This is a genomic window from Streptomyces marianii, from assembly GCF_005795905.1.
In the GTDB taxonomy this organism is placed as follows: domain Bacteria; phylum Actinomycetota; class Actinomycetes; order Streptomycetales; family Streptomycetaceae; genus Streptomyces; species Streptomyces marianii.
Window position 1 is genome coordinate 3603127 of sequence record NZ_VAWE01000001.1, and the last position, 13946, is coordinate 3617072.

Below are 13946 nucleotides of genomic sequence, written 5' to 3' on the forward strand. Positions count from 1 at the left end.
CGGGACCGGCCCGCGGGGCGGTCCCCCCTTCGGACGGCTCCCGGGCCCGTGGGCGGCGAGTGGCACGGCGATGGCCGGCCTCGCCGCCTTCGGCCTGCTCGCGGCGGGATGCTCCACCGGCGGCATGGGTACCCGCGACGAGGGTCCGGCGCGTACGGACCCGGTGGCCCAGTCGCCGTCGACGACGTCGCCGACCGCCACGACCTCTCCGGTGAAGAAGGTGGACGCGGTCGCGCTGCTCAAGAGCGACCCCAAGGTCAGCAAGGGGGTCAAGGCCGATCTCCGGCCGTGCGCGGCCGACGCCTACGCGATCGACACCTCGTACGGGAGCCTCACGGACAACCCGACGACACCGGACGTGGTGGTGAATCTGATGACGTGCGGGGATGCCGTGGGGATCGGTACGTATGTGTACCGGGCGACGGACGGGACGTACGAGAATGTCTTCGCGAAGGAGGAGCCCGCCGTCTACGCGACGATCGACCGCGGGGACCTCGTCGTCACCCAGCAGGTCTACGCGAAGGACGACCCTGTCACGTACCCCTCCGGCGAGATCGTGACCACCTACCGCTGGTCGGGGAACAAGTTCACCGAGCACGACCGGGTGCAGAACGAGTACAGCCGGGTCGTCGGCGGCGAGGCGGAGCCGCCGCCGACGCCGGTGCCGAGCGAGAACTGACCCGCGCCCCGAGCCGGCCGTGCCGCCGGACGGCCCGCGCAGCGCCGCCGGCAGCGGCCGGGAGGTACCGGGAACTGCGGACGGCCGCAGACGACGATCGAGAGACGAGAGCCGAGAGAGCTGAGGGATGGCCGAGACACATGTGCTGTTCGTCGAGGACGACGACGTCATCCGTGAGGCCACCCAGCTGGCGCTGGAGCGCGACGGTTTCACGGTGACCGCCATGCCGGACGGGCTGGCCGGTCTCGAGGCGTTCCGCGCGAACAGGCCCGACATCGCGCTGCTCGACGTGATGCTGCCCGGTCTCGACGGGGTCAGCCTGTGCCGCAGGATCCGGGACGAGTCGACCGTGCCCGTGATCATGCTTTCGGCACGGGCGGACTCGATCGACGTGGTCCTCGGCCTGGAGGCCGGGGCCGACGACTACGTCACGAAGCCGTTCGACGGTGCCGTACTGGTCGCCCGGATACGTGCCGTGCTGCGCCGCTTCGGCCACGCGGGCGGGGTCGCGGGCGACTCGGGCGAGCCGGGCCGTCCGGGCGAGCGCGGAGTGCTGGTCTTCGGCGACCTGGAGGTCGACACGGAGGGCATGGAGGTACGCCGGGACGGCCGTCCGATCGGTCTCACGCCCACGGAGATGCGGTTGCTGCTGGAGTTCTCCTCCGCGCCCGGCACGGTGCTTTCGCGCGACAAGCTGCTGGAGCGCGTCTGGGACTACGGCTGGGGCGGGGACACCCGCGTCGTCGACGTCCATGTGCAGCGGCTCCGCACGAAGATCGGGCAGGACCGGATCGAAACGGTCCGCGGCTTCGGGTACAAGCTCAAGGCATGAGGAGACCGGCCCTGCGCACCGGCGTCCGCTGGAAGATCAGCATCGCGATCGCCGCGGTGGGTGCACTGATCGCGATCGCGCTGAGCCTGGTGGTCCACAACGCCGCCCGGGTGTCGATGCTCGAGACCTCGCGTGATCTGCAGATGAGCCGGCTGCTCTTCGCCCAGCGCATCTACGAGACCACGAAACCGAGGACCGAGCCGAAGCTCGGCTCCAAGCTCAACGACCCTGAACTGCCGCGCCCGCTGCGCAGCCTGCTCGCCGACGGACGGATGGCCACCTATGTGCAGGGGGAGGGCCCGGCGCCCGACATCTGGGCGGCCGTGCCGCTGAGCAACGGCGATGTGCTCTCCCTGCACAGCCGGATACCCGACCGCAGCGCCGACATCATGAAGGACCTCGACCGCGCCCTCGTGATCGGTTCGGTGTCGGTCGTCTTCGGCGGCTGCGCGCTGGGCGTGCTCATCGGCGGACAGCTCTCGCGCCGCCTGCGGAAGGCCGCCGCGGCGGCGGGCAGGGTGGCCCAGGGCAACACGGACGTACGGGTCCGGGAGGCCGTCGGCGGCGTCGTACGCGACGAGACCGACGAGCTGGCGCGGGCGGTCGACGCCCTGACCGACGCGCTCAACGAACGCATAGAGGCCGAACGCCGGGTCACCGCCGACATCGCACACGAGCTGCGCACACCGGTGACCGGACTGCTGACGGCGGCGGAGCTGCTCCCGCCGGGCCGCCCCACCGAGCTGGTGCGGGACCGGGCGCGAGCCATGCGCACCCTGGTCGAGGACGTGCTGGAGGTGGCACGGCTGGACGGCGCTTCGGAGCGGGCCGAGCTCCAGGAGATCGCCCTGGGCGAGTTCGTCAGCCGCCGGGTCGCGGTGCTCGACCCCGAGGTCGGGATCAGCGTCGTACACGAGTCGTGGGTCAGTACGGACCCGAGGCGGCTGGAGCGGATCCTGCTGAATCTGCTGACCAACGCGGCCAAGTACGGCAGGCCGCCGATCGAGGTCACGGTCGAGGGCCGGGTGGTCCGGGTCCGCGACCACGGTCCCGGCTTCCCGGAGGCGCTGCTGCGCGAGGGGCCGAGCCGCTTCCGCACCGGCGCGAGCGACCGTGCGGGAACGGGCCACGGGCTGGGCCTCACCATCGCCGCGGGCCAGGCCCGGGTCCTCGGCGCCCGGCTGACCTTCCGCAACGCGGCCCCGGAGGGCGTCGTGGGGCCGGGCACCGCCGGAGGTGCGATCGCCGTGCTCTGGCTGCCGGAGCACGCGCCGACGAACACGGGAAGTTTCCGCAGACCGACGTTCCCGGACTGATCGCTTCCCGGCGGAACGCCCCCGCTCGGATCGCTCCCGGCGCAGCGACCGACGGGCCGTCCGTCCCCGGTGGCCGCGGCCGTGGCGGACGAGCGAGCGGGCATGCCATCGGGCCCGCGTTCACCTCGTCCGCGCTTCCCGGTGTCCGTCCGTCCGCCCGACGCCGTACGCACCCTCGACGGCGGCCCGCACGGCAGCCGGCCCCCGGTGCCGTGCACGGGGGGCCGTCGCGCATCCGCGCCCGAGGTCAGACCTCCTCGGAGACCTTCGCGCCATCGGGAGCACCGGTCGAATCGCCCTCCGTGCGGGCCGGGCCGGCGCCCTTCAGCGGCACTTCCTTGACCAGGAACGCCGCCAGGAAGCCGATCACCGCGATCGCGGAGCCGAGCAGGAACGCGGAGTGCGTACCGGAGGCCACCGCGGACTGGTAGGCCTCCCGCACCTGCTCCGGCAGTCTCGCCAGACTCGCGGCGTCGAGCTGTGCCGACTGCTGTGTCGCCACCGACCCACCCCGTGCGGCCATCTCGTCCTGGACCCGGGAGGTGAAGAGGGCACCCATGATCGCCACGCCGAAGGAGGAGCCGAGGGTGCGGAAGAGGGTGGTCGCCGAGGAGGCGACGCCCATGTCCTTCATCTCGACGCTGTTCTGCGCGACCAGCATCGTGATCTGCATCAGGAAGCCCATGCCGGCGCCGAGGACCGCCATGTAGAGGCCCGAGGTGAGCCGCGAGGTGCCCGTGTCCATCTGCGCGAGCAGGAAGAGCCCGGCCACCATCAGGGCACCCCCGACGATCGGGAAGATCTTGTACTTGCCGCTGCTGGTGGTGAACCGTCCCGCGATGAGCGAGACGACCATCATCGACAGCAGCATCGGCAGGAGCAGCAGCCCGGAGTTGGTGGCGGAGGCGCCCTGCACGGACTGCTGGAACAGCGGCAGGAAGAGCACGGCACCGAACATCACGAAGCCGATCAGGAAACCGATCACCGACATCAGGGTGAAGTTGCGGCTCCGGAAGATGTGCAGCGGCATGATCGGTTCCGCGACCTTGGTCTCAACGAAGACGAAGCCGACGAGGGCGGCGACGCCGATCGCGATGAGCTCCAGGATCACCGCGGAGTCCCAGGCGTACTCCGTGCCTCCCCAGGTGGTGACGAGTACGATCGCGGTGATACCGACCGTGAGCAGCGCCGCCCCGAGGTAGTCGACCCGGACCTTGGCCGTCCGGTCGGGCTTCGGCAGGTGCAGCACGACGCCGAGCATCGCGAGGGCGACCGCGCCGAGCGGCAGGTTGATGTAGAAGCTCCAGCGCCAGCCCCAGTGGTCGGTGATCGTGCCGCCGACCAGCGGCCCGCCGATCATGGCGAGGGCCATCACACCGGCCATCATGCCCTGGTACCTGCCGCGCTCCCGGGGCGGTATGAGATCGCCGATGATCGCCATCACGCCGACCATGAGACCCCCGGCACCCAGGCCCTGGACGGCTCGGAAGCCGATCAGTTGGCCCATGTCCTGGGCCATTCCGCTGAGGGCCGAGCCGATCAGGAAGACGACGATCGAGGTGAGGAAGACGCCCTTGCGGCCGTACATGTCGCCGAGCTTGCCCCAGATGGGGGTGGAGGCGGCCGTGGCCAGGGTGTACGCGGTGACCACCCAGGACAGGTGGGCGAGGCCGCCGAGTTCACCGACGATCGTCGGCATCGCGGTCCCGATGATCATGTTGTCGAGCATCGCGAGGAGCATCGCGATCATGAGCGCGAGCAGGACGACGCGGACGCCGCGCGACTGCGGAGCGGTGGACGGGCCGTCCGCGGCCCCGCCCGCCCCGGCGGGTTCGGGCCCACCGGACCCCGCTCCCCGATCTGCTGCCTGTGCTGCCACCCGTCCCACTCCCCTGTGCACTTACTTGCCGCCCGGCTAGTTCATTACACTGGGGAAGGTAGTCACGGAACTAGCCGGTCGTCAAGTAAGTTTCCGCCCCAGGAGAGCCCCCATGGCCAGAGGCAACACCCGCCAGCGCATTCAGGACGTAGCCCTGGAACTCTTCGCCGAGCAGGGCTATGAGAAGACGTCGCTGCGCGAGATCGCCGAGCGGCTCGATGTGACGAAAGCGGCGCTCTACTACCACTTCAAGACCAAGGAAGACATCGTCATCAGCCTGTTCCAGGACCTGACGCGGCCCATCGACGAGCTCATCGCCTGGGCCGAGGAGCAACCGCACACCCTGGAGACCAAGCAGGAGATCCTGCGCCGCTACCAGGAGGCGCTCGTCGGCGCCTACCCGCTCTTCCGCTTCATGCAGGAGAACCAGGCGACCGTGCGTGAGCTGAGCATCGGCGAGACCTTCAAGGAGCGCATGATCACCATGACCCGGCTGATCCAGGAGCCGGGCCTGGCCCTGACCGACCGGGTGCGCTGCGTCAGCGCGCTGTTCACGATGCACGCCGGGATGTTCTTCATGCAGCACGTCGAAGGCGACCCCGAGGACAAGCGTGAAGCCGTCCTCGAGGTCGCCGTCGATCTGGTGTCGCAGGCCCATCACGGCCCGCGGGGGTGAGCCGTGGCGGCCGTCGCGGCGAGCGTCAGATGGTGACGCCCTGGGCGCGCAGGAAGTTCGCCGGGTTCAGGGCCGAGCCGTAGTTCGGGGTCGTACGGATCTCGAAGTGCAGGTGCGGGCCGGACGAGTTGCCGGTGTTGCCGGACAGGGCTATGAGCTTGCCGGCGTTCACGCTCTGGCCGACGTGCACGTTGATCTTCGACAGGTGCGCGTACTGCGAGTACTTGCCGTTGCCGTGCTTGATCACGATGGCGTTGCCGTACGCCGGACCGTCACCGCCGCCGTTCGGGCCGGCCTTGACGACGACACCGCCGCTGGCGGCCTTCACCGGGGTGCCGACCGGAACGGCGAAGTCCTGGCCGGAGTGCTTGTTGGACCACATGGCGCCGCCCTGGTTGAAGCTGGCGGTCAGGGTGTAGCCCGAGACCGGCTTGACCCACGCGTTGGCCTTGGCCTTCTTCGCCGCGGGCTTCGCCTCGGCGGCGACCGAGCCCTTCACCGTGTCGGCGGACGCGACACCGGCACCGGCCCCGACGACCATCGCGGCGCCGAGTCCGGCGGCCACGACGGCACCACGGGTACGGAGCGCGGACGGAAGGAAACGGGTGGGGGTGATGCGCTTCGACATGCGGGGAGAACCTCCGGGCTGTGGGGCGGGAAGCGACCCGATGCCTGAGCACCGGGGCGACACCTTGGTAACCCGCGCCCCCAAGCCGACTCAAACACCCCATCTACGACATCTCGTCGTAGGTTCGCGCCTGTGAGCGGGACCCTTGACGTCAGCGGATTCCCTGTCCCCTATTGCCCGAAATCTCCGGACGAAGAATGGTTTATTCGCACGTGGGGGCTGCACGGATGCGTTGTCCGGTCCGGACCGCCGCCACACCGGGCCCGGACGTCCGGCGCACCCGCCCACGACGGCCCGAAAAGCCCGAAGCGCGGCCCCGCACCCCCACTAAGCCACCTAGTAGGCTCGGAATCGCCTGTGCGCCTTGTCACGGCCGGTGGGACCAAAGACCTTCCGTTTCGGGACCAAAGTCCCGTTAGCCGGAGGCGCTGACGGACTTCGGACGATGAGCCCGAAGTGCCCAATTTGAGTGGATACGCCCCTCGGGACACGGGAGAGAGGCCGATGGAGCCCGCACTGATCGGCACCCGCCTCGCATCGGCGGTGCTCTCCCCCCTCGTCAGGCGCCTCCTGGTGCAGGAGGGCGGCGGCGCCGCCCTCACCGACCGCCCCGTGCGACTCGCGGGCCTGGTCTCCTTCCGGGGCGAGAAGCGCACCCTCACCGAGCGGGACGTCCGCAGGCTCGCGGGCACCCTCGTCCGGGAGTCGCTGACCCGGCCCGGCGAGCCGCCGTTTCCCGGTGACGAGGCCGAAGCCGTCGCGGACGCCCTGTCCCGGAGCCTGCTGGCCCTGGGCGACCTGGAGATGGACGACGTCCAGGCCGTCCGCCACGGCCACCGCGAACTCGCCCGGCGACTGCGCGCCACCCCCGCGGCACGGAGCGCGGCCGAGGGCCTGTCCGCGGACGCCACCCTCTACCTCGACTCGATCACCGAGTGGGCCTGCCTCCACATCCTGCAGTTCTTCACCCAGCGGTCGTCCTTCGTCGCCCGCACCCTCGTCGAGCAGAGCCGCACCCAGGCCGAGCTGATCGCGAAACTCGACGAGCTGATCCTGCGCGTGCCGCGTACGGACGCCCGTGACACGGCGTTCGAGCGCCGCTACCTCCCGTACGTCGGGCGGAGGTACGGGCACCTCACGATCTACGGCATCGACCTGCACGAGGCACCGGACGAGTGGCCGCTGGACGTGGCCTACCTCTGCCTGGAGGCCTCCGCCCGGACCGGACCGTCCGGGGACCGGCCCACCGGACCGGCCGCGGTCGGGCCGGCCGCCGACCCCCGGACCGACCCGCCCGGGGACCGGCCCACTGTGCCGCACGCCCGCCCGGAGCCGCCGGACGACGGCGTCCGGTGGCTGCGGAGGGCGAGCGTCACGGACGGGCCGGAGGCGGAACCCGTGCAAGCGGACCAGACCCTCGCCGCCCACGACCGGGTGCTGCTCCGCGGCGTCGCCGGCTCCGGGAAGACCACCCTCGTCCAGTGGCTGGCCGTGTCCGCGAGCCGCACCGCGGGGGAGGATCCCGACGGGCGGATGGCCTACCTCCACGACCGCGTCCCCTTCGTCCTGCCCCTGCGCACCCTCACCCGCCACGGCGAGCGGCTGCCCGGCCCCGGCGGATTCCTGTCGGCCGTGGGCTGCCCCCTCACCCCGCCCGAGGGCTGGGCGGACCGGGTCCTCACCGCCGGCCGCGGGCTGATCCTCGTCGACGGCCTCGACGAGGTCCCCGAGGCGGAGCGGAGCCGCACCCGACGCTGGCTGCGCGACCTGCTGGGCGCGTACGGCGACGGCAACCGCTGGCTCGTCACCTCCCGCCCCTCCGCCGTACGCGACGACTGGCTCGCCCCGGACGGCTTCACCGACCTCACTCTCTCGCCCATGAGCCGCCGCGCGGTCACGGCGTTCGTGCAGCGCTGGCACCGTGCTGCGGGCGCCGACGCGGGGACGTACGAGCAGCCGCTCCAAGACGCCCTCCGCGGCAAACGGGACCTCGCCGCCCTCGCCACCAACCCCCTGATGTGCGGACTCATCTGCGCACTCCACCGCGACCGGCGCGGCTTCCTCCCTCGCGGCCGCAGGGCCCTCTACGAGGCGGCGCTCACGATGCTGCTCACCCGCCGCGACCGGGAGCGGGACCTGGGGGCACCCTCCGGCGTCGACCTCGCGGAGGCACCGCAGATCCAGCTCGTCCAGCGCCTGGCGTACTGGATGACGCTCAACGGGCGTACGCAGATGGATCGTTCACGAGCGGAGTCGCTGGTCACGGGAGCGGTCCCGGCGGTTCCCGAGGCGGCCGCCGCCGGGGACCCCCAGGCCGTCTTCGGTCATCTGCTGCACCGCAGCGGACTGCTGCGCGAATCCTCCCCCGGTGCCGTGGACTTCGTGCACCGCACCTTCCAGGACTTCCTCGCGGCCAAGGCGATCGTGGACGAGTGGCACATCGGAGTCCTCACCCGGCATGCGGCGGACGACCAGTGGGAGGACGTGATCCGGATGAGCGTGGCCCATGCGCGGCCGCGCGAACGCGCCGAGATCTTCACGGAGTTGCTCGCCGCGGCGGACGCGGCACCCGACCGCGCCACCCAGCTGCGGATCCTGGTGGTCGCGGCGGCGGCGATGGAACAGGCCACGGAGATCGCGCCCTCCGTCCGCGAGACGCTGCTGAGCCGTACGGCCGAGGCCATTCCGCCGAGGACCGTCGAGGAGGCCCGTGCCCTGTCCGCCGCGGGTCCCCTGGTGCTCGACCTGCTGCCGGGGCCCGAACACGCGGCCGACGACGACGTGGCGCGCATGACGGTCGTCACCGCCTCGCTCGTCGGCTCCGAAGCGGCGGTCCCCTTCCTCGCCCGGTACGCCGAACATCCCTCGGTGCGGGTGCGCTCGCAGCTCGTGTGGGCCTGGGACCGGTACGGCCACGACGAGTACGCCAGGGACGTGATCGCCGCCGTCGACCCGTCAGGGCTCTACTTCACGGTGCGCAACGCCGAGCAGGCCCGCTCGGTCGCCGCCCTCGCCGGCGGCCGCGCGGTGCACTTCCAGGGGGACCTGCCAGGTGAGCTCATCACCGCGACCGTCCGGTCCTGTGCCCCTCCAGCGGTCCGCATCTCCCAGAACCCGCAGCTCACCGACCTCACCTGGCTGGCGGACGCGCCCGCGTCGCCGGAGGACGTCGAGATCGACCGCTGCCCCGCTCTCACCGACCTCTCGGCCGTGGGCCCCCTCACCACGCTCCTCCTCGACGACAGCCAACTGGCCGTCGTGGAGAGGGTGCCGGACACGGAGGGGGTCCAGGTGGAGCTGAGGCGGGCGGTACCGAACCTGCGCCGCATCGCGGCTCTCTTCCCCGGCCTTCCCTCCCTCTCCGTCGTGCACCTGTGGCAGGACGAACCGGTCGACCTGTCTCCGCTCACGGCCGTCGACGGGCTGCGCCGGGTCCTCCTCGTCGGCGACCCCACCCTGTTCCTGGGGGCGGACGACCTCGCCGCACGTGTCTCACTGTCCGTCAGACTACCTGAATGACACGGGCGTTGCGTCACGCCTCCTTCCGGCCCCGGGTCCCGTCCGCCATCCTCCTGTGACATGAGCAGACCCGTGATGAGCCCGAAACCACGCGGGCACGGCCGCCGCGACCCCTTCCTCCGCGGTGTCCGCCGCGCCCGGACCTGGCCGCTCACCCTTCTCCTCGTAGCCGCGCTCACCTGGAGCGGCGGCAGCGCGCCCGCCGGGGCAGGGCCCTCGGACACCGGACTCAAGGGCGCGATCGACACGATCCTCGCCGACCCCCGGATGGACGGCGGTGCCGCGAGCGTCGTCGTCGCCGACGCCACCACCGGGGAACGGCTCTACGAACGCGACGCCGGCGACCGGCTGATGCCCGCGTCCAACACGAAACTCGCCACATCGGCCGCCGCGATGGCCCTGCTCGGCCCCGGCTACCGGTTCCGTACCGAAGTGCTGTCCACCGGCCGCCGATACGGCTCGGTCCTGCACGGGGACCTGTACCTCCGCGGCGGGGGCGACCCCACCACGCTCGCCTCCGACTACGAAGGACTCGCCGCCCGGCTGCGGGAGTCGGGCATCCGCAGGGTCACCGGTCGAGTCGTCGCCGACGACACCCGATTCGACACCGGCCGCCTGGGCCGGTCCTGGGCCGCCGACGACGAGTCCTCGTACTACTCCGCCCAGATCTCGCCGCTGACCGTCGCACCCGACACCGACTACGACTCCGGCACCGTCGTCGTGGAGGCGTCACCCGGCGCCGCACCCGGCGACAGGCCGGAGGTGAAGCTCACCCCGCCGACGGACTACGTGCGGGTCGACGTCCGGGGCAGCACCGTCCCCGCCGGGCAGGCCGACACCCTCGCCGTCGAGCGCGAGCACGGCACCAACACCATCGTGGTCGGCGGGGACATCCCGGTCGGCGGGTCCACCACCAAGGAGTGGATCACCGTGTGGGAGCCCACCGGCTACGCCGCTGCCGTGTTCGCCGACGCCCTGGCCGAGCACGGCGTACGCGTCACCGGCACCCCGCGCCTGGGCAGGCCCACTCCGCCCGGCGCGAAGGTCCTCGCCACCCACAGCTCCATGCCGCTGAAGGAGCTGATGCTCCCGTTCATGAAGCTGTCCAACAACATGCACGCCGAGACGCTGACCAAGGCGATCGGCTACGAGACGTCCGGAAGCGGCACCTGGAGCGCGGGACTCTCCGCCGTCGACGGCTATCTGGAGAAGGAGGGCGTCGAAGCCGCGAAGCTGCGCCAGGTCGACGGCTCCGGGCTGTCCAGGATGAACGTCTTCCCCGCCGACCAGCTCGCCCGCCTGCTGCTCGCGGTCCGGGACGCGCCCTGGTACGCCGGCTGGCAGGCGTCCCTGCCCGTCGCCTGCCACCCCGACCGCGCCGTCGGCGGCACGCTCCGCAACCGGATGTGCAACACCCCGGCGGCGCTCGGCGCCCGCGCCAAGACCGGGTCCCTGACCGGGGCCTCGGCCCTCTCCGGATACGTCGAGGACGCCGCCGGCCGCGAACTGGTCTTCAGCATCGTGCTCAACAACTATCTCGCGTCCTCCGTGAAGAGCATCGAGGACGCGATCGTGGTGACGCTGGCCGGGTCCGACACGGCCGCCGGCACGATCGCCGCGGCGCCCTCCGTACCGGGCCTGCGAAGCGCCGACCGGAAGGCACCCTCGGATCTCGAATGCACCTGGCGGAAACCCGATGTCTGCTGATGCGCCAGGGCCCGGACCGCGGGGAGGCGCGGTCCGGGCCCCGGCGACCGGTGTCGTCGGCCACCCGGCGTGGGCCGCCGTTGCGGAAGTCCGCCGCCTGACCGGGCGGCACCGCAAAGGGGCTGCCCCCGGACCCGAAGGCCCGGGGGCAGCCCCTTCGACGTGTGCTCAGGACGCTCAGGCGTCCTTCGACAGGTTCGGCCCGCTGCCGCCGGCCGCCGACTCGATCGGCGGGACGTCCGGCAGAGCCGACTTCTCCTCACCGCGGAAGGTGAACTTCTTCTCCTCACCCTCGCCCTCGGTGTCGACCACCACGATGTGACCGGGACGCAGCTCGCCGAAGAGGATCTTCTCGGAGAGCAGGTCCTCGATCTCCCGCTGGATCGTGCGGCGCAGCGGCCGGGCGCCCAGGACCGGGTCGTAGCCCTTCTTCGCCAGCAGGAGCTTGGCCTCCTGGCTGAGCTCGATGCCCATGTCGCGGTCCTTCAACCGCTCGTCCACCTTGGCGATCATCAGGTCGACGATCTGGATGATGTCGTCCTGGGACAGCTGGTGGAAGACGACCGTGTCGTCGACACGGTTGAGGAACTCCGGCCGGAAGTGCTGCTTCAGCTCGTCGTTGACCTTGGCCTTCATCCGCTCGTAGCCGGTCTTGACGTCGCCCTGGGCTGCGAAGCCCAGGTTGAAGCCCTTGGAGATGTCCCGGGTGCCGAGGTTGGTCGTCATGATGATGACCGTGTTCTTGAAGTCCACGACCCGGCCCTGGGAGTCGGTCAGGCGACCGTCCTCCAGGATCTGGAGAAGGGAGTTGAAGATGTCGGGGTGGGCCTTCTCGACCTCGTCGAAGAGGACGACGGAGAACGGCTTGCGGCGGACCTTCTCGGTGAGCTGGCCGCCCTCCTCGTAGCCCACGTATCCGGGCGGGGAACCGAAGAGGCGGGAGACCGTGTGCTTCTCGCTGAACTCCGACATGTCGAGGGAGATCAGCGCGTCCTCGTCGCCGAAGAGGAACTCGGCCAGTGTCTTGGACAGTTCGGTCTTACCGACACCGGACGGGCCGGCGAAGATGAACGAACCACCGGGGCGCTTCGGGTCCTTCAGGCCGGCACGCGTACGCCGGATCGCCTGGGACAGCGCCTTGATGGCGTCCTTCTGGCCGATGACGCGCTTGTGGAGCTCGTCCTCCATGCGGAGCAGACGGGAGGACTCCTCCTCCGTCAGCTTGAAGACCGGGATGCCGGTCGCCGTGGCGAGGACCTCGGCGATCAGCTCGCCGTCGACCTCGGCGACGACGTCCATGTCGCCGGCCTTCCACTCCTTCTCCCGCTTGGCCTTCGCCGCCAGCAGCTGCTTCTCCTTGTCGCGCAGGGAGGCTGCCTTCTCGAAGTCCTGCGAGTCGATCGCGGACTCCTTGTCCCGGCGGACACCGGCGATCTTCTCGTCGAACTCGCGGAGGTCCGGCGGCGCGGTCATCCGGCGGATGCGCATCCGGGAACCGGCCTCGTCGATCAGGTCGATCGCCTTGTCCGGCAGGAAGCGGTCCGAGATGTACCGGTCGGCCAGGGTCGCGGCCTGGACCAGCGCCTCGTCCGTGATGGAGACGCGGTGGTGCGCCTCGTAGCGGTCGCGCAGGCCCTTGAGGATCTCGATGGTGTGCGGCAGGGACGGCTCCGCGACCTGGATGGGCTGGAAGCGGCGCTCCAGGGCCGCGTCCTTCTCCAGGTGCTTGCGGTACTCGTCGAGCGTCGTCGCACCGATGGTCTGCAGCTCGCCGCGGGCCAGCATCGGCTTGAGGATGGAGGCGGCGTCGATCGCGCCCTCGGCGGCGCCCGCACCCACCAGGGTGTGCAGCTCGTCGATGAACAGGATGATGTCGCCGCGGGTGCGGATCTCCTTGAGGACCTTCTTCAGGCGCTCCTCGAAGTCACCGCGGTAGCGGGAGCCGGCGACCAGCGCGCCGAGGTCGAGGGTGTAGAGGTGCTTGTCCTTGAGGGTCTCGGGCACCTCGCCCTTGACGATGGCCTGCGCCAGGCCCTCGACGACGGCGGTCTTGCCGACGCCGGGCTCGCCGATGAGGACCGGGTTGTTCTTGGTGCGGCGGGACAGCACCTGCATGACCCGCTCGATCTCCTTCTCGCGCCCGATGACCGGGTCGAGCTTGGACTCGCGGGCCGCCTGGGTGAGGTTCCGGCCGAACTGGTCGAGAACGAGGGAGGTCGAGGGCGTGCCCTCGGCCGGACCGCCGGCGGTGGCGGCCTCCTTGCCCTGGTAACCGGAGAGCAGCTGGATGACCTGCTGCCGCACCCGGTTGAGATCGGCGCCCAGCTTCACGAGGACCTGGGCGGCGACACCCTCGCCCTCGCGGATCAGGCCGAGCAGGATGTGCTCGGTGCCGATGTAGTTGTGGCCCAGCTGAAGAGCCTCCCGGAGCGACAGCTCCAGGACCTTCTTGGCACGAGGGGTGAAGGGGATGTGCCCGGACGGGGCCTGCTGGCCCTGGCCGATGATCTCCTCCACCTGCTGGCGGACCGCCTCGAGCGAAATCCCGAGGCTCTCCAGGGCCTTAGCGGCGACACCCTCACCCTCGTGGATAAGGCCCAGGAGGATGTGCTCGGTGCCGATGTAGTTGTGGTTGAGCATCCGGGCTTCTTCCTGAGCCAGGACGACAACCCGCCGCGCGCGGTCGGTGAACCTCTCGAACATCGTTAAT

At 70.9% G+C, this 13946-nt stretch carries 9 protein-coding genes; 6 read left to right on the top strand and 3 right to left on the bottom strand.

The genetic code is table 11. The features are described from left to right. The first annotated feature begins 70 nt into the window (after positions 1-70). The 3 genes from FEF34_RS16165 to cseC all read left to right on the top strand — a co-directional run bounded on the left by FEF34_RS16165 (position 71) and on the right by cseC (position 2827). Positions 71-679 (top strand): hypothetical protein, encoded by a 609-nt coding sequence (locus tag FEF34_RS16165; protein WP_138053821.1) that lies wholly within the window; start codon positions 71-73, stop codon positions 677-679. A 127-nt stretch (positions 680-806) separates the two neighbouring features. After that, positions 807-1511 (top strand): two-component system response regulator CseB, encoded by a 705-nt coding sequence (gene cseB, locus FEF34_RS16170; RefSeq protein ID WP_138053822.1) that lies wholly within the window; start codon positions 807-809, stop codon positions 1509-1511. Further along, complete coding sequence (cseC, locus tag FEF34_RS16175; protein WP_138053823.1) at positions 1508-2827, top strand: two-component system sensor histidine kinase CseC; 1320 nt, start codon at positions 1508-1510, stop codon at positions 2825-2827. Before cseB ends, cseC begins: the two co-directional genes overlap by 4 nt. 247 nt (positions 2828-3074) lie before the next feature. Here cseC and FEF34_RS16180 read toward each other — a convergent pair whose 3' ends face one another. Further along, a complete protein-coding gene (locus tag FEF34_RS16180; RefSeq protein WP_234043090.1) occupies positions 3075-4589 on the bottom strand; it encodes an MDR family MFS transporter in 1515 nt (504 codons plus the stop codon). A gap of 229 nt (positions 4590-4818) precedes the next feature. Between FEF34_RS16180 and FEF34_RS16185 the strand changes: the two genes are divergently transcribed. Further along, positions 4819-5382 (top strand): TetR/AcrR family transcriptional regulator, encoded by a 564-nt coding sequence (locus tag FEF34_RS16185; RefSeq protein ID WP_138053824.1) that lies wholly within the window; start codon positions 4819-4821, stop codon positions 5380-5382. A gap of 25 nt (positions 5383-5407) precedes the next feature. On the opposite strand, the gene FEF34_RS16190 is transcribed toward FEF34_RS16185, so the two are convergent. Next, positions 5408-6010, bottom strand: coding sequence for a M23 family metallopeptidase (locus tag FEF34_RS16190; protein WP_138053825.1), 603 nt, complete (start codon positions 6008-6010; stop codon positions 5408-5410). Between the two features lie 504 nt (positions 6011-6514). Between FEF34_RS16190 and FEF34_RS16200 the strand changes: the two genes are divergently transcribed. Then, entirely contained in the window at positions 6515-9529 is a 3015-nt protein-coding gene (locus FEF34_RS16200; RefSeq protein ID WP_234042411.1) for an NACHT domain-containing protein, read from the top strand. Between the two features lie 75 nt (positions 9530-9604). Next, the gene (dacB, locus tag FEF34_RS16205; RefSeq protein WP_138057516.1) at positions 9605-11236 is read left to right on the top strand and encodes a D-alanyl-D-alanine carboxypeptidase/D-alanyl-D-alanine endopeptidase; all 1632 of its coding nucleotides are present in this window, start codon (positions 9605-9607) and stop codon (positions 11234-11236) included. A gap of 177 nt (positions 11237-11413) precedes the next feature. Here the strand turns inward: dacB and FEF34_RS16210 are convergent, their stop codons facing one another. Then, on the bottom strand, positions 11414-13939 hold the full coding sequence (locus tag FEF34_RS16210; RefSeq protein ID WP_018892500.1) for an ATP-dependent Clp protease ATP-binding subunit: 2526 nt from the start codon (positions 13937-13939) through the stop codon (positions 11414-11416). Positions 13940-13946: the final 7 nt, after the last annotated feature.

Excerpts from the sequence above, each read along its gene's own strand:
- FEF34_RS16210 (WP_018892500.1), bottom strand. The coding sequence starts at position 13,939 with ATGTTCGAGAGGTTCACCGACCGCGCGCGGCGGGTTGTCGTCCTGGCT.
- cseC (WP_138053823.1), top strand. The coding sequence starts at position 1,508 with ATGAGGAGACCGGCCCTGCGCACCGGCGTCCGCTGGAAGATCAGCATC.
- dacB (WP_138057516.1), top strand. The coding sequence starts at position 9,605 with ATGAGCCCGAAACCACGCGGGCACGGCCGCCGCGACCCCTTCCTCCGC.
- FEF34_RS16165 (WP_138053821.1), top strand. The coding sequence starts at position 71 with ATGGCCGGCCTCGCCGCCTTCGGCCTGCTCGCGGCGGGATGCTCCACC.
- FEF34_RS16200 (WP_234042411.1), top strand. The coding sequence starts at position 6,515 with ATGGAGCCCGCACTGATCGGCACCCGCCTCGCATCGGCGGTGCTCTCC.
- cseB (WP_138053822.1), top strand. The coding sequence starts at position 807 with ATGGCCGAGACACATGTGCTGTTCGTCGAGGACGACGACGTCATCCGT.
- FEF34_RS16185 (WP_138053824.1), top strand. The coding sequence starts at position 4,819 with ATGGCCAGAGGCAACACCCGCCAGCGCATTCAGGACGTAGCCCTGGAA.
- FEF34_RS16190 (WP_138053825.1), bottom strand. The coding sequence starts at position 6,010 with ATGTCGAAGCGCATCACCCCCACCCGTTTCCTTCCGTCCGCGCTCCGT.